The sequence below is a fragment of the Streptomyces sp. CA-288835 genome (assembly GCF_050936385.1).
Lineage (GTDB): Bacteria > Actinomycetota > Actinomycetes > Streptomycetales > Streptomycetaceae > Streptomyces.
Genome location: NZ_JBNJMW010000001.1, coordinates 8,555,219 through 8,579,908 on the forward strand (window position 1 = coordinate 8,555,219; position 24,690 = coordinate 8,579,908).

A 24,690-nucleotide genomic window follows, 5' to 3' on the forward strand; every position below is an offset into this window, starting at 1 on the left:
CGCCATAGACTCGCACCTGTGCACGACCTCCCAGCTCTCGCCCGTTTCGGCGGCCTCGTCGCGACCGGCCTCCGCGACGTCACGAGTGACCCCGCGGCCCTGGACTCGAGTGGCTTCTGGGCGGTCACGGCGGACTTCGAGGGGCGCCTGGTGTGTGCCCGCTTCCGGGACGTACGCCATGAGCCGGTGCCCGCGCCGGTGCCGGGGGAGTGGCGGGGGCCCGCGAAGGACGACTGGACGTCGTCGCTCGACCGCGCCGCGTACACGGCGGGCGTAAGCCGCATCCGTGAGCACATAGCGGCCGGCGAGGTCTACCAGGCGAACCTCTGCCGGGTGCTGTCCGCGCCCATCGACCCGGACGCCGACGTGGACGCGCTCACCGCGCTGCTCGCGCGCGGCAACCCGGCCCCGTACGCCGGAACGCTCCGCCTCCGCGACCACGGCGTCGAGATCGCCACCGCGTCTCCCGAACTCTTTCTGCGCCGCGACGGGCGGATCGTCGAGTCGGGCCCGATCAAGGGCACCGGACGCACCGAGGCCGACCTCTTGGAGAAGGACTACGCCGAGAACGTGATGATCGTGGACCTGGTCCGCAACGACATCGGGCAGGTCTGCGCCACCGGCTCGGTGACCGTGCCCGACCTGTGCGTCGTCGAGAAGCACCCGGGCCTTGTCCACCTCGTGTCGACCGTGCGCGGTGAGCTGCGCGAGGACGCAGGCTGGCCGCAGCTGCTGGAGGCGACGTTTCCGCCTGGCTCCGTCACCGGCGCCCCCAAGTCCAGTGCCCTGCGGATCATCGAGGCCCTGGAGACGGCGCCTCGTGGCCCGTACTGCGGTGGCATCGGCTGGGTGGACGCCGACCGCGGGACCGGGGAACTGGCCGTCGGCATCCGTACGTTCTGGATGGACCGGTCCGCCGAGCGGGGAAAGGACGCGGCAGTGCTGCGCTTCGGCTCCGGCGCGGGTATCACCTGGGGGTCCGACCCCGAGCTCGAGTGGCGTGAGACGGAACTGAAAGCCGCCCGGCTGCTGGCTGTAGCGTCTGGGGCGTACGACGCAAGCGAAGGGACTCTCACGTGAAGCTCTGGCTCGACGGTGGGCTGCGGGACATCGAGTCGGCCCGTGTCTCCGTCCTCGACCACGGACTGACCGTGGGCGACGGCGTCTTCGAGACCGTCAAGGCGGTCGACGGCCGGCCGTTCGCGCTCACCCGCCATCTCGACCGGCTGGCCCGCTCGGCGCACGGCCTCGGGCTGCCCGAACCCGACCTCGACGAGGTGCGCCGGGCCTGCGCCGCCGTCCTGGACGCCAACCCGATGCCGCTGGGCCGCCTGCGGATCACGTACACCGGGGGCCTGTCCCCGCTCGGTTCCGACCGCGGCGAACACGGGCCGACCCTCGTCGTCGCCCTCGGCGAGACCAGTCGGCGGGCCGACTCCACCGCCGTGATCACGGTGCCGTGGACGCGCAACGAGCGCGGCGCGCTCGTCGGCCTCAAGACCACGTCGTACGCGGAGAACGTCGTCGCCCTCGCCCGCGCTCGCGAACAGGGCGCGACCGAGGCGCTGTTCGCGAACACCGTGGGGCAGCTGTGCGAGGGCACCGGGTCCAATGTCTTCGTGGTCCTCGACGGCGAGATCCACAGCCCGCCGATCGCCTCCGGCTGCCTCGCGGGCATCACGCGTGCGCTCACCGTCGAGTGGACGGGTGCCAAGGAGACCGAACTGCCGCTGGACGTTCTGGAGCGGGCGGAGGAGATCTTCCTCACGTCGACCCTGCGCGACGTACAGGCCGTGCACCGGGTCGACGCGCGCGAACTCCCGGGCGCGCCCGGGCCGGTGACGGCCAAGGCCATGCGGATCTTCGACGAGCGGGCGGGCGACGACCTCGATCCGTAAAGGTCCACACGCAGCCGCACCTATTCGGTGACACCGGTAATCCACGGTGGGTACAACATCCCTGATGACCACCACCCTGCGGCCGGCCGAGCCGCTTCAGCGCGAAGCCGACGGGACGCTGTCACGCCACTACAAGGTCTGCGTGAACAGCCGTCCCGTCGGTGCGATACACCTCGCGACCCACCCCCTCTCCGGGCCGTCCGTCGCGCAGATCCGGGAGCTGGGGATCGACGAGCCGGACCGCCGGCGGGGGCGCGGCACCGTGGCCGCGCTCGCCGCCGAGGAGGTGGCGCGCGGCTGGGGCTGCAGGCGGATCGAGGTATCGGTGCCCGCTGCCGCCGAGCCCGCGCTGCGGCTGGCCACGGCGCTCGGTTACGTGTCGCGCGAGCGCATCATGGAGAAGCAGCTCGGCGGCACTCCTCCCGAACTGCCCGTCGGCAGCCGGGGCCGGCCAATGACGGAGGCCGAGGCGCGCGCCAAATCCGGCCAGGACCACGCCACTTGGCGGTCGGCCGGGCTTGCCCCCGAGGAGATGGTGTGCAGCGTCCTGGAAGACGAGGGGATGCCGGTAGGCACGCTGCGGCTGGGGGCTCGCGGCGGAACGGCGTACGTCCTCGACGCGGAGACCGACGAACGGTATCGGCGCCGAGGACACGGCCGTACGTTGTTGCTGCTGGCCGAGGCACAGGCGATCGCCGCCGGACGGACCGGGATCCGGATTGACGTCCCCGTAGGGAACGCCCCGGCCGAGCGGCTCTGCGAGTCACTCGCCTACGAGACGATCACGTACGTCCTCTACAAAGACCTGCTGTAGAGACCCGCGCTGGAATGCGTCGTTGGGCTCAGGATTGCTGTCCGGCCAGCAGCCGGTCCACGATCTCCTCGATGCGCTCGCGCAGCCCCTCCTGGCTCTTGCCGCCGTCGAGGCGCTCGCCGTCGATGACGTACGTCGGCGTGCCGGTCACGCCGATGGCCTTGCCCTCGGCCTGGTCGGCGTCGACGATCAGCATGTGCCGGCCGTCGATCAGCGCGGTGTCGAACTCCTCGGCGTCCAGACCGAGTTCGCGGGCCACCTCGACGAGGAAGGGTTCTCCCTTACGGTTCAGCTCCTCGACCCGGTCCAGCACGGCCTCGACGTACGGCCAGGCCTGGCCTTGTTCCGCGGCCTCCTCGGCGGCCTGCGCGGCCGCGAACGCGTGCTTGTGCTTCTCCAGCGGGAAGTGCCGCAGCCGCAGCTCCAGCCGGTCGCCGTAGCGGGCGCGCAGCGCGCGCAGGTCGTCGAGGGCGCTACGGCAGTCGGAGCACTGGAGGTCGCACCAGATGTCCAGGACGGGGACGGCGGAGTGCGCGGGGGAGGAGTCGGTCATGCGCACCAGTTTCCCAGCCGTGGCCGAGGAGGCCCAAACTCGCGGCCGGGGACCCCTTACGGGGCCTTCGCAGATACGAAGGGACCGGGCCCTGAGGAGGACCCGACCCGGAGATGTCCCTGAGGTCTGCCCGGACCATGGCATACCGGGCACGGTGCGGTGCAGGATGGAAGGGACGAAGCGACCATGCCCGAGCGAGCCCTGCCCTGGAGGACCGGATGATTGCCGAGACCGTCTGTTCCGCCGCCGCCGCGGCAGGCCTGGGTATCGCCGCGGTCACCGCGTATCGCAAGCGTTTCCTCGCGGCGGCTCGCCTTGTCGCGTACTCGCTGGTGCCCCTCGGTCTGGTGATGACCGGGGCCGTCGAATGGGCGGCCGACACCGCCTTCAGCCCGGTGGCCTGGGCGGGCTTCGGTGTGCTCGGCGCCTCATGGCTGCTGTTCACGACCACGCGGGCCGTCGAGCGGCGCGGCGGCGGGACCCGCAAGGAGCGCAAGGCGGCCCGCGCCGCGCAGCGCGATGCGGTGGCGCCCTCGGCCTCGGCGCCCTCGCTGGGCCCGGCGAAGAGCCCGGCGACCCGTCCCGAGTCCAAGAGCAAGGCCAAGCCCCGCGCCGCCGAGTCGGGAGACGATTTCAGCGACATCGAGGCCATCCTGAAGAAGCACGGCATATGACGCCTTGAGTTCGGCATGTGACGCTCTGAATCGACCGCTCTCTGAAACGACACAGTGAGCCGACGCAGTGGGCTGCGCTGAGCCAGGCGGTCAAGGGAGCGATCCGCTCCGGAATTCGCGCCGGAGCCGTCCATCCCGGACGTGCTGGAGCGGTCTATCCCAGATACTGGACCGTCACATCACGGATTTCGCCTAACTCCCCCATTTTTCGGGCGTGTTGATCGCGTCGAGGGTCTCGGCTGCGTCATCATCGCCCGCGAGATGCTGGACACAACACAGAGCGACACCGCTGCGCCTCCAGAGGAGCGGCGGGGTTGTCTCTTCGCGCTTTCCCAGCCACCGCTGATGATCTTCCTTGCGGTGATCGGCTGTCTGCTGCTCATGGCTTCGCTGCACGATCTGCTGCTGCTCTGAGCCGTACGCGGAGTCCCTGGCGTCACCCGCCGAGGACTCCGTCAGCCGGCCGCCTCCTTGCGCCGTGCACGGTAGGCGGCCACATGCAGACGGTTTCCGCAGGTCCGGCTGTCGCAGTAGCGGCGGGAGCGGTTGCGGGAGAGGTCCACGAAGGCGTGCCGGCAGTCGGGCGCCTCGCAGCGTCGCAATCTGTCCTGTTCCCCGGCCACCACGAAGAAGGCCAGCGCCATCCCGCAGTCGGCGGCGAGGTGGTCCGCGACGGACGCACCGGGTGCGAAGTAGTGCACATGCCAGTCGTAGCCGTCGTGATCGGTGAGCCGTGGTGTGGTGCCGGCCGCGGCGACCAGCTCGTTGATCAGCACGGCGGCGGCGCGGGCATCGGGTGCCGCGAAGATCCCGCAGAACCGGCCGCGGATCTTCCGCATGGCCGTGAGATCGAGCTCGGACAGTGACCCGACTTCGCTGATGTCGTGCTTGCGTACGAATGCGTCCAGATCCGCGACACTCGCGAGCCCGTCCGCCGTGTCGTCCTCCGGTGCGGTGTTCACCAGATCGACCACGATGTCGAGGGCGCACCGGGTGTCGTGGGTGATCAGCACGTTTCGCTCCCTGGCCTGGGGTCGGGCGTGCGCCCGCCGATGCTGGCCGATGCTAGCGGCTCCGCGAAACGGGGGAATCGGTGCTATCCACACCGAGTGGCCGGATGGGCGGAGCCGACCGGGACCCGCGACGTCGGTGCCGTGTCCTGGGTCGAGCGTACGTTTGGTCGCGGCACGCGGCACGCGGCACGCGGCACGGGGTCCGGGGTCCGGGGCACGCGAGCGTTGGGGCGCACTTGCGGGGCGCGATGTACGGAGGGCTGGTCCATGACTCTGCGCACATACGTAGACGCCGCCTCCGCGGAATCCGCGGCGACGGCGCCGATGTATACCGTATGGGGCTGTTCGGGCCCGTGCCGTCTCCCCGAGTGGACGGCGCCGGGCGGCTTGCGCGGAGCCTCGCCCTAGCTCTCCGCGAGGATGTGCGAGAGCTCCGTGTCGAGATCGAAATGGCGGTGCTCCGTGCCCGGGGGGACAGCGGCGTCCGTCCGCTTCAGGAACGACTCCAGGGCCCGCGCCGGGGCCTCGAGCAGAGCCTCGCCCTCCGGGGAGCTCAGGGCGATGCAGACGACGCCCTGACCATGACTGCGGGACGGCCAGACACGGACGTCGCCCGTGCCGGTGGGCCGGTGCAGTCCTTCGGCGAGGAGATCGCGGGCGAACACCCACTCGACGGTTTCCTCGGCTCCGGTGTGGAAGGTGGCGTGCACGGCGTAGGGATCGGCCGTGTCATACCGCAGTCCTGCGGGAACAGGCAGTGAGGACTCGCTCGACACAACGAGGCGCAGGTGCAGCTCGCAGCTGACCGTGGTGTTCATAAGCGCCAGGGCCTTTCGCTCAGTGTGCGCTCGGGGATTCGCACGTCGGCGAAATCGACATGCCACCTACGGTGCCGTTGTAAACCCCTCTGAGTGTTTTGCGTGTCTTTAGGTAGCTCATCCGGCCGAGTGTGCGTTCGTCGACTACGACCATTTCAGTGACTGGTTTGTGTCCGGTAGGGTTTGGCCGTATGAATACGGGGAGTGACGAAACGGGGGAGGCCGTCGTGACGGCCGATGAGACGAAGGGCGAGTCGCCGCTCGGATCGCGTGCGCCGGAATTCATCAAGGCGCGACGCGTGCTGCACCTGAGCTGGCAGGTGGGCGTGTTCGTGGTGGGCCTCGCGGTCGTGGTGGCCGGCGTGATCATGCTGCCGTTGCCCGGGCCGGGCTGGTTGGTGATCTTCGGCGGCATGGCGATCTGGGCCACCGAGTTCGTCTGGGCGCAGCTGGTGCTCCGCTGGACGAAGCGCAAGGTCACCGAAGCGACGCAGCGTGCGCTCGACCCCAAGGTGCGCAGACGCAACATCATCCTGACGACGATCGGTCTGGTCATCGTCGGGGTGCTGGCCGGGATCTACCTCTACCGGTTCGGCTTCGTGATGCCGTGGAAGATCAAGGAATAGCCGGGTTCCGCATGCTCGGCGGGCGGTCGGAAGCACCCCCTGACATGGGGTAATGTTTTCTTACGTCCGGGCGATTAGCTCAGCGGGAGAGCGCTTCGTTCACACCGAAGAGGTCACTGGTTCGATCCCAGTATCGCCCACGAGTGCGAGGGCGACCCATGTCTGCGGAAGGTGCGGGCTGGGTCGCCCTCGTCGTTTTTGCGGGGCTTCGCCGCGGGAGGCGGGGCTTCGCCACCCGCGCTCGCGCGCCCCCCATGGGTTCGCCGAGGTGAGCGCCTTCGTTCGCGGAGCGCCAAGCGCTCCACAAGGTCGAGCAGGTCGAGGCCCCCACCGGACGCGTCGGGGGTTCAGCAGCCGCGTACGTCCTCCCGGGCGCCCGGGAGGTGCAGGTGCCGCTAAGCGGCACTTCCGGACTTCCGGCGGGGCGCTCAGCAGTGACAGTCCAGCTCGTACGTCCCTGACCTCGCCCGATGCACTGAACGCGGCAGCGAACGCGGCGGACGCTCCGCGGCCGTGCGTCCCGCAAGCCGCTGACCAGGTCCTACGGCTCCTGCCCTCAATGCTGCCGGGCAGCACCTGGACGTACGCCGCGGGCTCCCGTAGCGCGGGGCCCCACCCCGTGGCTCGCGCCGGTCCTCGTCGTCTCGAGAGCCCGCTGCACGGAAGCGCGCGCCCGCCCGCCCGCCGCCTCCCTCGCCCCTTCCCGACCACCCGCCACCCCCTCGACACCTCTCGACCACCCACCACCCTCCCTCGACACTTCTCGACCACCCGTCAACTCCACGCCCGCGCCCCGGAATCTCCCTCCCCAAGCACCCCAACTTCCGCAAGTAACCCCCCGTTCGACGGGTCGACCCCACCCGCCCCACCTGCAACGTCGTCCAACACCCCCGCTCACCCAGCCCCGTTCAAGCCCTCACGCCCGCGACCCCGGCCACATCAATTCCTGTCCGGGTCATTGACGCGCCCGGAGGGCCTCCGTAACTTGTGGCGGCAAGCGCTTACTTGAAACGATTCATGGGGCGGACGCATCGTCGCGGGGAGGCTCAACCATGCAGCAGAACAGAAACGTTGAGAGGCGTACGATCCTTAAGGCGGGGGGAGCCTCGCTGGCCGCGCTGGGGCTGGGGGCCACGGCGACGGCCTGTGGAGGCGGTAGCGGCGCCGGGGACGGGACGGTGACGATCCGTTACGCGTGGTGGGGTGCTGAAGACCGCGCCAAGCGGATCAATGAAACCATCAAGCTCTTCGAAAAGAAGTACCCGAAGATCAAGGTAAAAACGGACTTTCAGCCCTACCTCGACTTCTGGAAGAAGTTCAATACCCAGGCCTCCGGCGGCAATCCGCCCGATGTCTTCCAGAACGCCATCGGATTCCTGCGCAAATACGACGCGAAGAATGTGCTGCTCGATCTCAGCGAGCAGGTCAAGGCCGGCAACCTCTCCATGGACGGTTTCCGGGCCGGCTTGGAGAAGTTCGGCGAGGTCGACGGCAAGCTGCTCGGTGTTCCGGTCGGTTCCAACTCGATGGCCCTGGTAATCGACAAGCCCGTCTACACCAAGGCGGGCGTGAAGCCGGAGCAGGGCTGGACCTGGGACGACTTCGACGCGGGGATGAAGAGCATCCGTGACAAGACGGGGCGCGCCGGCGACAGCGGTATGTACGGCGTCATGTACCTCTACGACCTGTATCTGCGTCAGAACGGTAAAGCGTTCTTCACCGAGGACGGCCTCGGGTTCACCGAGTCGGATCTCAAGGACTGGTGGACCAAGGCCGAGAAGGGCGTGAAGTCCGGCCTTTACGCCGACCCGAAGAAGGTCGCCCAGATCAAGCCCAAGTCCGCGGTCGCCGCGGAGCTCGCGGGCGGTGAGTTCACCTGGGACAACTTCACGGTCCGCTACACCTCCGAGGGCAAGAGTGAGTACGGCCTCGCCCCGATCCCGACCACGGACGGCAAGAAGACCGGCCAGTACCTCGGCTCCCTGATGCTCAGCGGTTCCAAGCGCACTCAGCATCCCAAGGAAGTCGCCCAGTTCATCGACTTCATGGTGCATGATCCCGAGGTCGCGAAGATCATGGGTTACGACCGCGGGGTGCCCGCGACGCAGGCGCAGTTCGACGCGTACAAGCCGACCGACCCGGTCAACAAGGAGATAGCCGCTTACGAGGAGTCCCTCGTCGCGGCGGGCGTCCTGGAGCCCATCACCCCGCACCCGAACGGCGCCGACATCTGTGAGGCGGCGTTCCTGCGTATCGCCGAGGAACTCGGCCTGGGCAAGCGGTCGGTGGACGACGCCGTCAAGCAGTTCTTCACCGAGTCGAAGACGGCTCTCAGCGGCTGATGGGAACCACCGTGACACACGCCCCTGCGATGGAGGGCCTGTCCAAGGACTCCGAGCCGCGGCACGGTCCGGTGAAATCCCCGCGCCCCGCCGAACTCAAGCGGCGGGGCCGCCGGGAGAACCTGGCCGGCTATCTCTTCATGTCCCCCTGGATCGCCGGATTCCTGCTGCTCACAGCGGGTCCGATGGTCGCCTCGCTCTATTTCGCGTTCACCGACTACAACCTGTTCGACTCGCCCAAGTGGATCGGCCTCGACAACTTCTCCGAGATGTTCGGCGACCCGCGCTGGCGTCATTCGGTGCAGGTGACGATCTGGTACGTCATCGTCGGTACGCCGCTCAAGCTGCTCGCCGCCCTCGGTGTGGCCCTGCTCCTGGCCCAGAAGCGGCGCGGACAGGCCTTCTACCGGGCCGCGTTCTACGCGCCGTCGCTGATCGGGGCGAGTGTCTCCATCGCCATCGTCTGGAAGGCGATCTTCTCGGACGACGCGATCGTCGACCGCACGCAGAAGATCTTCGGTGTGAACGTCGGCGGCTGGACCGGCGACCCGGACTTGATCATCTACAGCCTGGTGGCGCTCACCGTCTGGCAGTTCGGCGCCCCCATGGTCATCTTCCTGGCCGGCCTCAAGCAGGTGCCGCGCGAGTTGTACGAGGCGGCCGAGGTCGACGGAGCGGGCAAGCTGCGGCGGTTCTGGAACATCACGCTGCCGATGATTTCCCCGGTCCTCTTCTTCAACGTCCTTCTGGAGACCATCCACTCCTTCCAGATCTTCAGCTCGGCGTACATCGTCGGCGGCGGAGCCGGAGGCAACGCCTGTGGTCCCGCGGACGGTTCGATGGTCTACACCTGTTACCTCTACGTCCAGGGCTTCGAGAACAGCCGGATGGGCCTGGCCTCCGCCATGGCCTGGATGCTGCTGGTCGCGGTCGCCCTGGTGACGGCGGTGCTGTTCTGGTCCCAGAAGCGCTGGGTGCACTACGAGGAGGGCGCCTCATGAGCGCGCAGGTCACAGAGATCACGCCGGCTCAGGGACAGTCGACGAAAGCGGGCAACTTCCGGCGCAGGCTGCCCGGTTCGCTCGCCTGGCACATCGGGTCCCTCGCGATCCTCGCCGTCATCCTCTACCCGGTGATCTGGGTCATCGGCGGCTCCTTCAAGAAGAGCGAAGACATCGTCGGCAGCCTGGACCTTTTCCCCGGCTCCCCGATCATCTCCAACTACACCGGCCTCACCGAGGGCATTGCGGACATCTCGATCTCCACGTTCTTTCTCAACTCGCTTTTCCTCGCGGTCGGTTCGGTGATCGGGATCGTGATCTCGTGCTCGCTGACCGCGTACGCCTTCGCGAAGATCAAGTTCGCGGGCCGCAACATGATGTTCACGCTGATGATCGGCACGCTCCTGCTGCCGTACCACGTGCTGCTCATCCCGCAGTACGTGCTGTTCCGCAACATGAACATGATCAACACGTACACGCCGCTCCTGCTGGGCAAGTACCTCGCCATCGAGGCGTTCTTCGTCTTCCTGATGGTGCAGTTCATGCGCAACCTGCCCAAGGAACTCGACGAGGCGGCCCGCCTCGACGGCTGCGGCCACCTGCGCATCTACTGGTCGATCGTGCTCCCGCTGTGCCGCCCGGCGCTGATCACCAGCGCGATCTTCACTTTCATCAACTCCTGGAACGACTTCATGGGCCCGTTGATCTACCTCAACGAGCCCGACAAGTACACGGTCTCGCTCGGCCTGAAGATGTTCGTCGACCAGGAAGGGCTGGCGAACTATGGCGGCATGATCGCCATGTCGCTCGTCGCCCTCCTGCCGGTACTCGCCTTCTTCATGGCCTTCCAGCGCTACTTGATCGACGGCATGGCGACATCGGGTCTGAAGGGCTGAGGTGCGCAGGATGAGCCAGGCATCTGCCAAGACACGTGGTACGCCACGGGAGTCCGTCTTCGCCGAGCGGTTCGCGCTCTTCGCCGAGTGCCTGCTGACGGGCGTGTGGATCGCGCTGGCCTCGCTGCCCCTGGTCACCTACCCCGCCGCGTTCGCCGCCGGAGCGAGGCATCTGCGGCGGCGTACGGAGCATCAGGGCGGCGGCTGGCGGGAGTTCGTCGCCGACTTCCGGGCGGCCGTGCGCCGCGGGTGGCTCGTGGGCGTCGCCGGCTGGGTCGCGGCCTTCGCGGTCTGGGTGGATGTGCAGGCCGTACGGGCCGGAATCCCCGGCGGGCCGTTCGTCGGCGCCGTCGGGCTGTTCGCCCTGTTCGGGCTGGTCGTCGCCGGGATGCGGGCGGCGGCGGTCTGGGAGCCCGGGGCGTCGTGGCGGGCGCTGCTCGGGGCCGCCGGACGCCGTACCGTCCTCGACCCCGCCGGGTCGTTCCTGCTCGTCGGCGGACTGGTCATGGTGGCCTGCTCCGCCTGGTTCGTCGCGCCGCTGGCGGTCCCCGTCCTGGGAGCCGTCGCGGCGGCGGCCCTCGCCGTGGAGGCGCGCGACCGGCGCCCCTGACCGGCCGCACCTCAAGCAAGGTCGGCGCCCCCGGCGTCGTACCTCTCTCTGTCATGCCCCTGACTTCCCCGCACGGAAAGGAAAGGCTGCATCTCATGGCTCCCATCCCCCGCAGGTCCCTCCTCAAGGCCGCCGCAGTCGCCGGCGCCGCCGCTCAGTTCAGCTGGGCCTTGGGCACCCAGGGCGCGCACGCCGCACCTAGAGCCGAGCCGGGTGACGCCGACCCGGTGACCCTGGACTGGCTGGAGAAGGGCGGCCTCGGCGCGGCCCCCGGCTCCACCGTGGGCGTGCCCTGGCCGAAGGGCGCGTACGAGAAGGACCAGACGTTCGCGGTGAAGGACGCCGACGGCAAGGAGGTGCCGGTCCAGTCCTGGCCGATCGGCTACTGGCCGGACGGCTCGCTGAAGTGGACCGCCCACGCGGTCGGAACCGGAGTCGGCGCCGGAAAGCTCACGCTCGGCGCCGGGGCGCCCGCGGCCCCCGAGAAGAAGGTCACCGTCGACAAGAGCGGCGGCACCATCGACATATCGACCGGCGTCATCACCGCGAAGATCGGCAAGAGCGGCTCCACACTCGTCAAGTCCGTCACCCGCGGCTCCACCGAGATCGCCAAGGACGGCCGCCTCGTACTGCTGCGCCAGCCCGAGATCGAGGACGGCGACCAGGGCGCGGAGAAATACGAGCGGTTCGAGAGCGTCATCGGGAAGGTGGAGGTCGAGCAGGACGGACCGGTACGAGCCGTCGTCCGCATCGACGGCAAGCACCGCAAGGGCGGCCGGAGTTGGCTGCCGTTCTCGATCCGGCTCTACTTCTACGCGGGCGCCGAGTCGTTCCGCATGGTGCACACGATCACGTTCGACGGGAAGCAGGAGCCCGGAAAGGCCAGCGGCGACTTCATCCGTGGCATCGGTGTGCGTTTCAAGGTGCCGATGCGCGACGCCGCGTACGACCGGCACATCCGCATCGGCGGTGAGGGGACCGGTCTGCTGCGCGAGGCGGTCAAGGGCATCACCGGGCTGCGGCGCGACCCGGGGGCGGCTGTGCGGACGGCCCAGTTCGAGGGCAAGAAGCTGCCCGACCCGTCCACCTGGGACCAGCGGGTGACCACTCGGCTGCAATACATCCCCGAGTGGGGCGACTACACCCTGTCCCAGCTCTCCGCCGACGGATTCGGCGTGCGCAAGCGCACCAAGAAGGGCCACGGCTGGATCCCCGCGGGAGGCGGCCGTCGGGCGAGCGGCTTCGGGTACGTGGGCGGCGCGAGCGGGGGATTCGCCTTCGGGCTGCGGGACTTCTGGGAGAAGTTCCCCGCCCAGCTCGACATCCGTAACGCTCAGACGGACGAGGCCGAGGTCACGCTCTGGCTCTGGTCGCCCGAGGCGCAGCCCATGGACCTGCGCTTCTACCACGACGGCATGGGCCAGGACACGTACCCCGAACAGCTCGAAGGCCTCAATATCACCTACGAGGACTACGAGCCCGGCTTCGGCACCCCCTACGGCATCGCCCGCACCAGCGAACTCCTCTTCTGGGCCCACGAGTCCACACCGAGCGCCGAGGCGATGGCCAAGCAGGTGGAGGCCGTACGGACGCCCCCGCAACTCGCCGCCCCGCCCAAGCAGCTCATCAAGGCAGGCGTCTTCGGCAAGCTGTTCGCCGAGCCGGACCGCTCCACCGCCGCCAAGGCGAAGATCGAGGATCACCTCGACTTCCTCTTCACCTACTACAAGGACCAGGTGGAGATGCGCCGTTGGTACGGCTTCTGGGACTACGGCGACATCATGCACAGCTACGACCCCAGCCGCCACCAGTGGTGCTACGACGTCGGCGGCTACGCCTGGGACAACTCCGAGCTCTCGCCCGACCTGTGGCTCTGGTTCGCGTACATGCGCTCCGGCCGCGCCGACATCTTCCGCTTCGCCGAGGCCATGACCCGCCACACCGGCGAGGTCGACGTCTACCACCTCGGCAAATGGGCGGGCCTCGGCACCCGCCACGGCGTCCAGCACTACGCGGACAGCGCCAAGCAGCAGCGCATCGCCAACACCACCTACCGCCGCTACTACTACTTCCTCACCGCCGACGAACGCGTCGGCGACCTCATGCACGCCAACGTCGACTCCGACGAGACCTTCCTCGTCCTCGACCCCATCCGCAAGATCCGCACCGAGCCGTACGAGCCGGACAGGAACGCCCTGTCCATCGGCTTCGGCACCGACTGGAGCGGCCTGGTCTCCGCCTGGCTCACCGAGTGGGAGCGGCGCGGCCCCAAGTGGGAGAAGGCCAAGGCACGCGTCCTGTCCACCATGGAGACCATCGCGGCCCAGCCCAACGGCTTCGTCCAGGGCAACGCGCTGTACGACCTGGACACCGGGAAGTTCGCCATCGACAAGGAGGCCAAGGTCGGCGTCTCGCACTTGTCGGCGATGTTCGGCCTGGTCGAGCTGAACGCAGAGCTCATCGACCAGGTCGACATGCCGAAGTTCAAGGAGGCGTGGCTCGACTACTGCCGCTACTTCAACGCCACGAAGGCCGAGCAGAAGGCCCGTTACGGCTCCGACTTCGGCTCCCTGCTGCTCTTCCAGGGGCACTCGCGTCAAGACGCGTACGCCGCCGTGCAGTTGAAGGACGACAAGCTGGCCGCGCGCGCGTGGCAGCAGTTCTACAACAGCCGGGACACCTGGGACTACAAGGAGTCCACCGACTGGTCCACGAAGAAGATCGACGGCCCGACCGCGTTGGTGCCGGGCAGCGAGGCGGCGTGGGTGTCCACCAACGCGACCGCGCTGTACGGCCTTGCGGCGATCCAGAACCTGGCGCTCGTCGGCGACAAGCTCCCCTCATGACCGTCGCCTAGCACCACCTCCCCAGCCCCTCCCGCACTCGCCGAGCGCAACGACCGGCGAGTGCGGGAGGCAACCACCGGATCCGTGGGCAGACTCGGGCCATGGACTGGACGTACTACCGCTTCCGCAGCCTGTGGGTTCTCGCCGCGCCGGCCGACGACGTCTACGACGTGCTGGCCGACGCCGAGAACTACGACCGGTGGTGGCCGCAGGTGCGTGAGGTGACACGGATCGACGACCGCAGTGGAATCATCCGGATCCGTTCGCTGCTCCCGTACGACCTGGTGTTCACCGCGCGGGAGGTGCGCCGCGACCGGGAGGCCGGGGTCCTGGAGATCGCGATGACCGGTGATGTGGACGGCTGGGCACGCTGGACGCTCACGTCCGAGGGCTCGGGCACGCGCGCCCGCTACGACCAGGAGGTCCATGTGACCAAGCCCCTGCTGCGTCGCCTCGCCGTGCCGGGGCGACCCGCCTTCCGCGCCAACCACGCGCTGATGATGCGGGCGGGACGGCGGGGGCTGGCCGCGTACCTGGGTGCGAACCAACAACCCGTTTGATGGGAACCCCGCTCGACCTGTATGGTTCAGTGCGTTCCCGGGCGATTAGCTCAGTGGGAGAGCGCTTCGTTCACACCGAAGAGGTCACTGGTTCGAACCCAGTATCGCCCACCCGGAGACAGCCGGTCCGTCACAGACGGACCGGTTTTTCGCATGTCAAGGGCCTGTGCCATGACATGCTCCAGGGCTTACGCCGCCGCCGGGAGCTCCGGTCGCAGAGGCCATGCCGGATCGACCGCCTCCTCGGTGCCGCTGCGCGCGAACCACGCCTCCAGGCCGCGGGCCTGCGCCGCATGCCACACCGCCTGCAGCGTGTGCAGTTCGGCCGGCGAGAGCCGCTCCAGGCGGGCCGCGAAACGGCGCCCCACCGCACGTACGACATCCATCGCGGCCAGCGCGTCGGCCGCCGCGTCATGGGCGCCCGTCAGCTCCACGCCGTAGTGCGCGCACAGGTCCGTCAGCGTGCGGCGGCCCTTGCGGTAGCGGTCCAGGTGTTTGTCGAGGACCCGGGGATCGAGCACGCGCAGCGGCACGGTCTCGAACCAGTGGTCCAGCGACGACGCCCGATGCCGACGCAACTCCCGGTCCAGCAGCGTCAGATCGAACGGCGCGTTCATCACCACGAGCGGGCGACCCGCCGCGCTCTGCTCAGCCAGCTCCCTGACTATCTCGTCCATCACCGGCGACGGCCAGCGGCCGTTGCGCTGCAGGTGATCCTCCGTCAGACCGTGGACCGCCGTTGCCCCTTCGGGCACCGGAACGCCCGGATTGACCAGCCAGCGGCTCACCCGCGGCCGGCCTCCGGGAGCGTCCTGGACGACAACGGCGGCCGACACGATCCGGTCGGTCTCCACGTCCACACCCGTCGTCTCGGTGTCGAACGCGGCCAGTGGTCCCTCGTACCAGCACGTCATACGCGTGCAACTCCTCGTTCACCCTCGGCAGTTGACGGACCGTCCACGCCCTCCCCTGTCCGATTCGGTGATACCCGGGCTGTTTGCGCCGTACGCCGGGAGGAGACAACAGAGATACGGGTCTTTGCAGTTCAGCGGCCCGTCGCGGGGATTCACCGGTTTCGGAAGGCTGTTGGAGATGGCCATCGCGCAGCCCGAACAGGGCGGGCTGCTGCCTCAGCGGACACCACCGCATCGCGGCACACTCGCCACCACCGCCTGCATGGAGACACTGCAGGTCGGCTATCTGCACGCGGTCGCGGCGGCCGCGGGCTGCTCCCTGTCCCAGCCCTTTCCCGACAACGGCATCGACTGGCACGTCAGCCACAGCGCCCCCGGGCACACGGTCGACGACGAAGTCACCATCAAGGTGCAGCTCAAGTGCACGTACCAGATCCCGCCGAACCCCCCGGGCCCGGCCTTCTCCTTCACGCTCGACAACGCCCACCTGGAGAAGCTCGCCCGCAGCCCGGTCTCGGTGCACAAAATACTGGTGGTGATGCTGGTGCCCAGATCCCAGGACGACTGGCTGCGCGCCAGCCACGACCGGCTCGATCTGCGGCACTGCTGCTACTGGACCAACCTCGCCGGACATCGCATCACCGGCCGGCGCAGGACCACCGTGCGGATACCGACCTCGCGCATCTTCGACGACCGGGCGCTCTGCGAAATCATGACGCGGGTCGGAACGGGAGGCAGACCGTGACGCACCGCCCGACCGACGAACCGGCACGACCAGCCAGGCCCCACCCGGTGGAGCCGCCGGGCCAGTGGGACCGGCCGCCCCGGCCCGACCAGGTCGACCCCGCCGTCCTCAGCGCGCTGCTGCACCGGCACGGCTGGCAGCGCCGTGGCGGAGCCGCCGGACGGTACGGACGCTGGACCCCGCCCGGGCCCGGCGGCGCCGGCACCAGCCTGCTCGTGCCGGAGAGCCGGGCCTTCCCCGACAGCGACGACCTCCTCGGCGAGGCCCTCCTCGCGCTCTCGCGCAGCGGCTCGCCCTCCGCTCGCGACGTACTGATCGGCCTCGCCGTTCCCAGCGACGAGATCCGCTGGCAGCGCGATGTGCCCACCGGACCCGTCGGCGCCACCCCCTGGACCGTCGAGGAGCAGCTGCGCAAGGCAGCCCGCCAGATGCTCCTCGCGGGCGCCCTCGCCGTACGCGCGCGTGCCGGCTACTACGGCGCCCGCCACCGCAGGCCCGCCGCCGCGTCCCTGGAGAACCTGCTCGTCTCGGCCGGGCCCGACGGCCGGCAACTGACCGCCTTAGTGCCCGTCGCCACCGGGCGGCCGCTCGCCGTCCGGCTCCACCAGGCGGTGTACGCGGCCCGCGAGGCCATCGACTACCAACGCGCCACCGGCGGCATGGACGCCTTCGACAGCGCCGTCGAAGCGGGCGTCAGCCGTGAGCTCACAGAAGCTCTCATCCACCTCGTGAAGGGCACCGAGGGCGCCCGGATCGCCGTCGAGTGGGCGCCCGCCGCCGGAGTCCCCGAGGGCTGTGCGACACCCGCCGAACCCGTCGAGTTCTCACCCGGCGACCTGCCCGTCCTGCGCGAGGCCGGCGCCCGCTATCTGCGCGAGGAACCGTCCGTGGTGGTGCGGATCACGGGCACGGTCGTACGGATGCGCAGGTCGGCGCCTCGCGGTGACGGCACGGTTCGGCTGCGGGTCATCGCGGGCGCCGAGATACCGCACGTACGGATGACGCTCGACGAGGAGGCGTACCGGATCGCGGGCCATGCCCATCTGCTGGGGCTGCCGGTACGGGTGCACGGGCGGCTGGAGAGCCGGGGCGGCTTCCGCCGGCTGACCGGCGCTTCCGGGGTCGCACCCGTGCAGGTGGACGAGGCGGAACGGGACCGGCTGATGAAGTCGCTGCAGGAGACCGCGGAGATCACGGCCTTCTTCGAGGAGACGTGCGGCGGGGACTGAGCGGGGGCTGAGACCGGGGGAGAGGCAACCTTTTCGCGAGGGGTGCCGTGGGCTCGGTACGATCCCTTCTATTGCGTACGCAGGAGAAGACGCGCACGCCCCCTTCAGTCAGGAGAGACCGGTGTCAGACGTCCGTGTGATCATCCATCGCGATTCCGAGCGGGAAGAGCGCGTGGTGACGACGGGCACTACGGCCGCCGAACTCTTCACCGGGGAGCGCACGATCATCGCCGCGCGGGTGGCCGGCGAGCTGAAGGACCTCGCGTACGAGGTGAAGGACGGCGAGACCGTCGAGGGCGTCGAGATCTCCTCCGAGGACGGGCTCAACATCCTGCGCCACTCCACCGCGCACGTCATGGCGCAGGCCGTGCAAGAGCTCTTCCCCGAGGCCAAGCTGGGCATCGGCCCGCCGGTCAAGGACGGCTTCTACTACGACTTCGACGTCGAGAAGCCGTTCACGCCGGAGGATCTCAAGGCCATCGAGAAGAAGATGCAGGAGATCCAGAAGCGCGGTCAGCGTTTCTCGCGGCGTGTGGTGACGGACGAGGCCGCGCGTACGGAGCTGGCCTCCGAGCCGTACAAGCTGGAGCTCATCGGGCTGAAGGGCTCGGCTTCTTCGGACGACGGCGCGGACGTCGAGGTGGGCGCCGGCGAGCTGACCATCTACGACAACATCGACGCCAAGACCGGTGACCTGTGCTGGAAGGACCTGTGCCGGGGGCCGCACCTGCCGACCACGCGGAACATTCCGGCGTTCAAGCTGATGCGCAACGCCGCCGCGTACTGGCGTGGCAGCGAGAAAAACCCGATGCTCCAGCGCATCTACGGCACCGCTTGGCCGTCCAAGGACGAGCTGAAGGCGCACCTCGAGTTCCTCGCCGAGGCCGAGAAGCGCGATCACCGGAAGCTGGGCAGCGAACTTGACCTGTTCTCGATTCCTGAGCAGATCGGGTCGGGACTGGCCGTCTTCCATCCCAAGGGCGGCATCATCCGCCGGGTGATGGAGGACTACTCGCGGCGTCGCCACGAGGAGGCGGGCTACGAGTTCGTGTACACCCCGCATGCGACGAAGGGGAAGCTCTTCGAGACCTCGGGGCACCTGGACTGGTACGCGGACGGTATGTACCCGCCCATGCAGCTCGACGAGGGCGTGGACTACTACCTCAAGCCCATGAACTGCCCGATGCACAACCTGATCTTCGACGCGCGCGGGCGGTCGTACCGTGAACTGCCGCTCAGGCTCTTCGAGTTCGGGACGGTGTACCGGTACGAGAAGTCGGGCGTCGTGCACGGTCTGACGCGGGCGCGGGGCTTCACCCAGGACGACGCGCACATCTACTGCACGCGTGAGCAGATGTCGGAGGAGCTCGACAAGCTGCTCACCTTCGTCCTCGAGCTGCTGCGGGACTACGGTCTGACCGACTTCTACCTGGAGCTGTCCACCAAGGATCCGGAGAAGTTCGTCGGCTCGGACGAGGCTTGGGAGGAGGCGACCGAGACGCTGCGGGAGGTGGCCGAGAAGCAGGGGCTGCCGTTGGTCCCGGACCCGGGCGGTGCCGCTTTCTACGGGCCGAAGATCTCCGTCCAGGCCAAGGATGCGATCGGCCGTACCTGGCAGATGTCGACGATCCAGCTCGACTTCAACCTGCCGGAGCGCTTCGAGCTGGAGTACACCTCGCCCGACGGTTCCAAGCAGCGTCCGGTCATGATCCACCGTGCGTTGTTCGGCTCGATCGAGCGGTTCTTCGCGGTGCTGCTGGAGCACTACGCCGGCGCGTTCCCGGCGTGGCTGGCTCCGGTGCAGGCGGTCGGTATCCCGGTGGGCGACGCGCATGTCGAGTACCTGGAGAAGTTCGCTGCCGAGGCTAAGCAGAAGGGGCTGCGGGTCGAGGTCGACTCTTCGTCGGATCGCATGCAGAAGAAGATCAGGACGCAGCAGAAGCTGAAGGTTCCGTTCATGATCATCGTCGGGGACGATGACATGAACGCGGACACGGTGTCGTTCCGCTATCGCGACGGGTCGCAGGAGAACGGCATTCCGCGGGACGAGGCGCTGGCGAAGCTTGTTGATGTTGTGGAGCGCCGCGTGCAGGTGTGATGGGGGTCCCGCCGACGCGGGGTTTCGGGCCCCCGGGATTCCCGGGGGCCTTTGCCGTGCATGGTGTGTGAAGCCATATGCTGCACCACATGACGAGTGAGCCGGAGCAGCAGATCGGGGTGGGGACGCAGGACGCGTTCCAGCGCTTGTGGACGCCCCATCGGATGGCGTACATCCAGGGGGAGAACAAGCCCAGCGGCCCTGGTGCCGACGACGGCTGCCCGTTCTGCTCGATCCCGGCCAAGTCCGACGAGGACGGGCTCGTCATCAAGCGGGGTGAGCAGGTCTACGCGGTGCTCAACCTGTACCCGTACAACGGTGGCCACCTGATGGTCGTGCCCTATCGTCACGTCGCGGACTACACCGAGCTGACCGCTGAGGAGACCGCGGAGCTTGCGGAGCTGACGAAGCAGGCGATGACTGCGTTGCGCTCCGCTTCGGGGGCGCATGGGTTCAATATCGGTATGAACCAGGGTGGGGTTGCAGGGGCGGGGATTGCCGCGCATCTTCACCAGCATGTTGTGCCTCGGTGGGGCGGCGATACGAACTTCATGCCCGTTGTCGGGCACACCAGGATCTTGCCTCAACTCCTGGCGGACACCCGGAAGATGCTCGCGGAGGCGTGGCCTCCGGGGGCCTGAGAGCTCTGCGGGGGGGGGGGGGGGGAAGTGCGGGTCGTGAGGGACCCGGAGGCAAGGGTGCCCGGTGACGACCGGTGCAGTACCGCGCCCTTCAGGGGCGCGGGGCGGTGACATAGGCGGCTCCGCCGCCGGGGCGCGACCAGCCACGACGGACTCGCAGCTTCGAACCGCGCCCGGTGTCAGAGGACACCCTTGCCTCCGGGCACCCCTCTCCCGCTGAACCGCCGGAGGCCTACGCGTCGTAGACGTCCGCCTTGCTCGGCGCCGCGTCCTGGACCTGGGTGCTCAGGAAGGCCGAGCGGGTGCCGAACTTTTCGGTGTTGACGCCGTTCTCGTCCAGGACGCGTATAGCCGCGGCGTGGACCACGCGGAGGATCGGGGTCGCGGCGCGCAGGGCGTCGTCTGCCATGAAGCGGTGGCGCCAGGGCTTGGCAGCCCAGGCGTGGCGCAGGCCGAAGGGTTCGGGGAGGATCAGCTTGCCGCCCAGCCAGTCGAGGATCGGCGGATACCAGGTGAAGGGGGCGCGCACCGCGAGCCGTACCACCTCGTCGGTCGCGACCAGCGGCAGCTTCCGCTCTGTCGTCTCCCAGAACTTGACCGTCTTGGCGACTTCCTTCGTCTTGGCCTCGGGCTTCGAGGTGAACAGGGAGTGCACGGGCCCCAGGGCATGACCGGTGACCTCGATCCGCAAGGTCTCGTGCAGCACGGTCACGGTGATCAGCATCGTGATGATCAACTGGCCGTCCCAGAGCGTCCATTGGACTCCGAGGTAGTGCCGGTCACCGCTGCCGAACTGCTGCTTGTTGCAGATGTCCTGGATGGCGTGGTTCTTGATCTGATACGCGTCCACGTCCGTACCCCCCGGCCGGGACACCTCCTTGGCGCCCTCACCGATCGGCGTGACCACCCAGTGCCGTATCGAAGGCTTGGGAAAACCCCCGGTGTTGAGCGGTCCGCGCTCCAGCATGCGCAGCTGGTCGTGGATCGAGCGTATGACGTCCCAGCTGCGGAAGGGGTGGATCTCCTTGTCGGCGTCCTTCGGTACCAGATCCTCGGCGAGATGCCAGCTGCCCCAGCGGGTGCCCATGCCGAGTATGCCTTTGGGGCCCGCGTAGAACACGGAGTTGGACTGCTGCTCTGCGGTGAGCCGGGCCAGCCCTTGGCGCAGCCGCTCGGCGGCGGTCTCACCGGGGCTGCCGGGCACCGCCTCGGGGATCTTGGCGCCTACGCCGCCGCCGGACAGCAGACTGGCCCAGCGCTCGCGCATGTCCTTCGCCGTACGCTCGCAGATCTGCCGGGCCCAGAACCAGCCGAGGACGGGTGCGACGACCGCCGCGCGCGCGTACCAAGCCCAGAAGCCGGTGAACGGCATCCGGATCAGGAAGATCACGGCGAGGGCGGCCACGCCGATCAGGAGGGCGGTGGCGAGGGCGGAGGCTCGCTTGTCGGTGGTCTTGTCGATCGTCCGGCGGATCTGGAAGACCAGCAGCCAGACGACCAGACCGGGCAGGAAGATCAGGCCGGTCAGCACCATCACGGCGGTGAGCCAGCTGTCCCGCTCCTTGCGGATGCGGTTCGCCGCCAGGCAGTGCTCGACGACGACCTGCGGCTCCGTGCCGAACGACTGGATAAGCGGCTTGCGCGCACCGCCCAGCATCCTCAGCTGCACGGCTCGCGCGAATGCCTCGCCCAGGTTCGGCTTGCAGATCGTCGCCCACTTGCGGCCCGGCTTGACCGTCGACTTGTGCCATTCGCTGTTGGCTTCGAGGATCTTCTCGACGGGTTCGTCGCGGTACGCCGCCGAGGCCAGGGCGAACGTCGCCGCCGTCTGTCCCGCGGCACCCTGAAGCGGGATCTGTGCCCCGGGCCTGAAATCGAATCCCTCGTCCGCCACTGACCGCCCCCATCGCCGCCATGCTCCGCTGCTGCGGCTTTTCCCGACTTCCGTACTCCGCACACCTGTTGAACAGGTCAATAGTCTTGATCAGGTTCTCAGACTAGCCCCCGGCACTGACAATCGTCGGCGGACAGCCCAAGCTGTCCGCCGACCCTACGGGAGATCAACTAGGGGGAGTCCTGGGCCTGTTCGCGGATCTTCTCCGCAATGTGCGCGGGCATCGGCTCGTGGCGCGCGTAACGTCGGCTGAACCGTGCGGTGCCGTGCGAGAGGGAGCGCAGGTCGACCGCGTAACGGTCGATCTCGATCTCGGGGACCTCGGCCCGTACGAGCGTCCGTCCGCCGCCCGCCTGCTCAGTGCCGACGACCCTGCCGCGCCGCCCCGACAGATCGCTCATCACGGCGCCTACATAGTCGTCGCCGACCAGGACCGACACCTCGGCCACCGGCTCCAGGAGATGGATCTTCGCGTCGGCGGCGGCCTCGCGCAGGGCGAGCGCACCGGCGGTCTGGAACGCGGCGTCGGAGGAGTCCACCGAGTGCGCCTTGCCGTCGAGCAGCGTGACCCGTACGTCGATGAGCGGATAGCCCGCGGCCACACCCTTGGCGGCCTGGGCGCGTACGCCCTTCTCGACGGACGGGATGAACTGCCTGGGCACGGCGCCCCCGACGACCTTGTCGACGAACTCGATGCCGGAGCCGCCGGGCAGCGGTTCGACCTCGATCTCGCAGATCGCGTACTGCCCGTGTCCGCCGGACTGCTTCACATGCCGGCCGCGCCCGGCCGACTTGGCGGCGAACGTCTCCCGTAGGGAGACCTTGTGCGGTACGACATCAACCTGGACGCCGTACCGGCTGCGCAGCCGTTCCAGGGCGACATCCGCGTGGGCCTCGCCGAGGCACCACAGGACCACCTGGTGGGTGTCCTGGTTCTGTTCCAGGCGCATCGTGGGGTCCTCGGCGACCAGCCGGCTCAGGCCTTGCGAGAGCTTGTCCTCGTCCGCCTTGCTGTGCGCGTGGATGGCCAGCGGCAGCAGCGGGTCGGGCATCTCCCACGGCTCCATGAGCAGCGGGTCGTCCTTGGCCGAGAGGGTGTCACCGGTCTCGGCGCGGTTCAGCTTGGCCACGCACGCCATATCGCCCGCGATGGCGCGCGAGAGGACGCGTTGCTGCTTGCCGAACGGCGCGGAGAGGGCGCCGATGCGTTCGTCGACGTCGTGGTCCTCGTGCCCGCGATCGGCCAGCCCGTGCCCGGAGACGTGCACCGTCTGGTCCGGCCGCAGGGTGCCCGAGAAGACGCGTACGAGCGAAATACGGCCCACATAGGGGTCGCTGGCCGTCTTCACGACCTCGGCGACCAGCGGTCCGTCCGGGTCGCAGGCCTTGATCTCGCGCGGTTTGCCGTCCGGAGTGGTGACCTTGGGTGCCTCGGGCTCCAGTGGGGTCGGGAAGCCGCCGGTGATGAGTTCCAGCAGCTCGACCGTGCCCAAGCCCTGACGGGCGCCGTCGGCGGCGGGCGCGGCGGCCAGCACGGGGAAGAAGACCCCGCGTGCCACGGCCCGCTCCAGGTCCTGTACGAGCGTCTTGAAGTCGATCTCCTCGCCGCCGAGATAGCGGTCCATGAGGGTCTCGTCCTCGCTCTCGGAGATGATGCCCTCGATCAGCCGGTTGCGGGCCTCCTCGATGAGCGGCAGCTGGTCGGGGCCCGGTTCGGACTCCTTGCGCTCCCCGGAGGAGTAGTCGTACAGCTTCTGCGAGAGCAGCCCGATCAGGCCCGTCACGGGCGCGTGCCCGTCGGGGCCCGGCGCTCCGTGGAGCGGCAGATACAGCGGCAGTACGGCGTCCGGGTCGTCGGCGCCGAAGGCCTCCGCGCAGGTCCGCGTCATCTCGTCGAAATCGGCTCTGGCCGCTTCGAGGTGGGTGATCACGATGGCCCGCGGCATACCGACCGCCGCGCACTCCTCCCACACCATGCGGGTCGAGCCGTCCACCCCGTCCGAGGCCGAGACGACGAAAAGGGCCGCGTCCGCTGCTCGCAGACCGGCCCTCAACTCCCCGACGAAGTCGGCGTATCCGGGAGTGTCCAGAACATTGATCTTGTACCCGCCCCATTCGACGGGCACCAGGGAGAGCTGTACCGACCGTTGCTGCCGGTGCTCGATCTCGTCGTAGTCGGAGACGGTGCCGCCGTCCTCCACGCGGCCCGCCCTGTTCACCGCCCCCGCTGTGAGGGCGAGAGCTTCTACCAGTGTGGTCTTGCCCGATCCGGAGTGGCCGACCAGCACCACATTCCGTACGGACGCGGGGTGGTCGGCCGCCGTAGCCCTGCCGGCGGCTCCGGGGTGTGCGTTCGCCTTGTCGCCCATGGCCTTGCCTCCCGTGCACGGTGAGGTCATGTGTGGGCGCGGACATGCGGACCCGCGTGCCGCGTGCGGTGTGGCGGCTCCGGTGACGCCCGCGGTCCTTTCGAGCTTTCCACTCAGGTCACGGCGCGTCCATACAAAGGACGCGATCG

General features: G+C 68.7%; 22 protein-coding genes and 2 tRNA genes. 18 read left to right on the forward strand and 6 right to left on the reverse strand.

The genetic code is table 11. From position 1 onward, the window contains the following. The first annotated feature begins 18 nt into the window (after window positions 1-18). From ACQEVY_RS38630 to ACQEVY_RS38640, 3 genes are all read left to right on the forward strand, one after another. Entirely contained in the window at window positions 19-1,080 is a 1,062-nt protein-coding gene (locus ACQEVY_RS38630; RefSeq protein WP_432954367.1) for a chorismate-binding protein, read from the forward strand. Beyond that, window positions 1,077-1,898 (forward strand): aminotransferase class IV, encoded by an 822-nt coding sequence (locus ACQEVY_RS38635; RefSeq protein WP_432954369.1) that lies wholly within the window; start codon window positions 1,077-1,079, stop codon window positions 1,896-1,898. Before ACQEVY_RS38630 ends, ACQEVY_RS38635 begins: the two co-directional genes overlap by 4 nt. A 64-nt stretch (window positions 1,899-1,962) precedes the next feature. Next, complete coding sequence (locus tag ACQEVY_RS38640; protein ID WP_432954370.1) at window positions 1,963-2,712, forward strand: GNAT family N-acetyltransferase; 750 nt, start codon at window positions 1,963-1,965, stop codon at window positions 2,710-2,712. A 28-nt stretch (window positions 2,713-2,740) separates the two neighbouring features. Here the strand turns inward: ACQEVY_RS38640 and ACQEVY_RS38645 are convergent, their stop codons facing one another. Next, window positions 2,741-3,265: a DsbA family protein gene (locus ACQEVY_RS38645; protein ID WP_432954371.1), complete on the reverse strand. Its 525-nt coding sequence runs from the start codon at window positions 3,263-3,265 to the stop codon at window positions 2,741-2,743. Window positions 3,266-3,483: 218 nt separating this feature from the next. On the opposite strand from ACQEVY_RS38645, the gene ACQEVY_RS38650 reads away from it, so the two are divergent. Together ACQEVY_RS38650 and ACQEVY_RS38655 are read left to right on the forward strand one after the other, a co-directional pair. After that, window positions 3,484-3,939: a hypothetical protein gene (locus ACQEVY_RS38650; protein WP_432954373.1), complete on the forward strand. Its 456-nt coding sequence runs from the start codon at window positions 3,484-3,486 to the stop codon at window positions 3,937-3,939. A 261-nt stretch (window positions 3,940-4,200) separates the two neighbouring features. Further along, on the forward strand, window positions 4,201-4,353 hold the full coding sequence (locus tag ACQEVY_RS38655) for a hypothetical protein (protein WP_010988207.1): 153 nt from the start codon (window positions 4,201-4,203) through the stop codon (window positions 4,351-4,353). A gap of 41 nt (window positions 4,354-4,394) precedes the next feature. Here ACQEVY_RS38655 and ACQEVY_RS38660 read toward each other — a convergent pair whose 3' ends face one another. Next, complete coding sequence (locus tag ACQEVY_RS38660; protein ID WP_328772880.1) at window positions 4,395-4,952, reverse strand: CGNR zinc finger domain-containing protein; 558 nt, start codon at window positions 4,950-4,952, stop codon at window positions 4,395-4,397. A gap of 404 nt (window positions 4,953-5,356) precedes the next feature. Then, window positions 5,357-5,770 (reverse strand): SsgA family sporulation/cell division regulator, encoded by a 414-nt coding sequence (locus ACQEVY_RS38665; RefSeq protein ID WP_003959770.1) that lies wholly within the window; start codon window positions 5,768-5,770, stop codon window positions 5,357-5,359. A 191-nt stretch (window positions 5,771-5,961) separates the two neighbouring features. On the opposite strand from ACQEVY_RS38665, the gene ACQEVY_RS38670 reads away from it, so the two are divergent. The 9 genes from ACQEVY_RS38670 to ACQEVY_RS38710 all read left to right on the forward strand — a co-directional run bounded on the left by ACQEVY_RS38670 (window position 5,962) and on the right by ACQEVY_RS38710 (window position 14,762). Then, window positions 5,962-6,396 (forward strand): TIGR02611 family protein, encoded by a 435-nt coding sequence (locus tag ACQEVY_RS38670; RefSeq protein WP_432954375.1) that lies wholly within the window; start codon window positions 5,962-5,964, stop codon window positions 6,394-6,396. 68 nt (window positions 6,397-6,464) lie between these two features. Then, window positions 6,465-6,536: transfer RNA gene (locus tag ACQEVY_RS38675), tRNA-Val, on the forward strand. 912 nt (window positions 6,537-7,448) lie between these two features. Next, the gene (locus ACQEVY_RS38680; protein WP_432954376.1) at window positions 7,449-8,738 is read left to right on the forward strand and encodes an ABC transporter substrate-binding protein; all 1,290 of its coding nucleotides are present in this window, start codon (window positions 7,449-7,451) and stop codon (window positions 8,736-8,738) included. Next, on the forward strand, window positions 8,738-9,739 hold the full coding sequence (locus ACQEVY_RS38685) for a carbohydrate ABC transporter permease (protein ID WP_432954377.1): 1,002 nt from the start codon (window positions 8,738-8,740) through the stop codon (window positions 9,737-9,739). Before ACQEVY_RS38680 ends, ACQEVY_RS38685 begins: the two co-directional genes overlap by 1 nt. Next, window positions 9,736-10,635 (forward strand): carbohydrate ABC transporter permease, encoded by a 900-nt coding sequence (locus tag ACQEVY_RS38690; protein ID WP_432954378.1) that lies wholly within the window; start codon window positions 9,736-9,738, stop codon window positions 10,633-10,635. The genes ACQEVY_RS38685 and ACQEVY_RS38690 overlap by 4 nt, the downstream gene beginning before the upstream one ends. Window positions 10,636-10,645: 10 nt before the next feature. Next, entirely contained in the window at window positions 10,646-11,245 is a 600-nt protein-coding gene (locus tag ACQEVY_RS38695; RefSeq protein ID WP_432954380.1) for a hypothetical protein, read from the forward strand. A gap of 95 nt (window positions 11,246-11,340) precedes the next feature. Further along, the gene (locus tag ACQEVY_RS38700; protein ID WP_432954382.1) at window positions 11,341-14,091 is read left to right on the forward strand and encodes a Tat pathway signal sequence domain protein; all 2,751 of its coding nucleotides are present in this window, start codon (window positions 11,341-11,343) and stop codon (window positions 14,089-14,091) included. Between the two features lie 101 nt (window positions 14,092-14,192). Further along, complete coding sequence (locus ACQEVY_RS38705) at window positions 14,193-14,651, forward strand: SRPBCC family protein (protein WP_432954384.1); 459 nt, start codon at window positions 14,193-14,195, stop codon at window positions 14,649-14,651. 39 nt (window positions 14,652-14,690) lie between these two features. Beyond that, window positions 14,691-14,762, forward strand: a tRNA-Val gene (locus tag ACQEVY_RS38710). Between the two features lie 77 nt (window positions 14,763-14,839). Here ACQEVY_RS38710 and ACQEVY_RS38715 read toward each other — a convergent pair. Continuing rightward, the gene (locus ACQEVY_RS38715; protein ID WP_432954386.1) at window positions 14,840-15,565 is read right to left on the reverse strand and encodes a 3'-5' exonuclease; all 726 of its coding nucleotides are present in this window, start codon (window positions 15,563-15,565) and stop codon (window positions 14,840-14,842) included. Window positions 15,566-15,743: 178 nt separating this feature from the next. Here ACQEVY_RS38715 and ACQEVY_RS38720 point away from each other — a divergent pair, with 178 nt between their 5' ends. The 4 genes from ACQEVY_RS38720 (at window position 15,744) to ACQEVY_RS38735 (ending at window position 20,278) form a co-directional block, all read left to right on the forward strand. Then, complete coding sequence (locus tag ACQEVY_RS38720; protein WP_344388040.1) at window positions 15,744-16,310, forward strand: DUF4365 domain-containing protein; 567 nt, start codon at window positions 15,744-15,746, stop codon at window positions 16,308-16,310. Continuing rightward, on the forward strand, window positions 16,307-17,539 hold the full coding sequence (locus ACQEVY_RS38725) for a hypothetical protein (protein ID WP_432954388.1): 1,233 nt from the start codon (window positions 16,307-16,309) through the stop codon (window positions 17,537-17,539). Before ACQEVY_RS38720 ends, ACQEVY_RS38725 begins: the two co-directional genes overlap by 4 nt. A 121-nt stretch (window positions 17,540-17,660) precedes the next feature. Then, complete coding sequence (gene thrS / locus ACQEVY_RS38730; protein WP_432954390.1) at window positions 17,661-19,637, forward strand: threonine--tRNA ligase; 1,977 nt, start codon at window positions 17,661-17,663, stop codon at window positions 19,635-19,637. 77 nt (window positions 19,638-19,714) lie between these two features. Then, window positions 19,715-20,278, forward strand: coding sequence for an HIT family protein (locus tag ACQEVY_RS38735; RefSeq protein WP_432954392.1), 564 nt, complete (start codon window positions 19,715-19,717; stop codon window positions 20,276-20,278). Window positions 20,279-20,510: 232 nt separating this feature from the next. Here the strand turns inward: ACQEVY_RS38735 and ACQEVY_RS38740 are convergent, their stop codons facing one another. Further along, window positions 20,511-22,172 (reverse strand): hypothetical protein, encoded by a 1,662-nt coding sequence (locus ACQEVY_RS38740; protein ID WP_432954394.1) that lies wholly within the window; start codon window positions 22,170-22,172, stop codon window positions 20,511-20,513. A 170-nt stretch (window positions 22,173-22,342) separates the two neighbouring features. Then, entirely contained in the window at window positions 22,343-24,541 is a 2,199-nt protein-coding gene (locus tag ACQEVY_RS38745) for an elongation factor G-like protein EF-G2 (RefSeq protein ID WP_432954396.1), read from the reverse strand. Window positions 24,542-24,690: the final 149 nt, after the last annotated feature.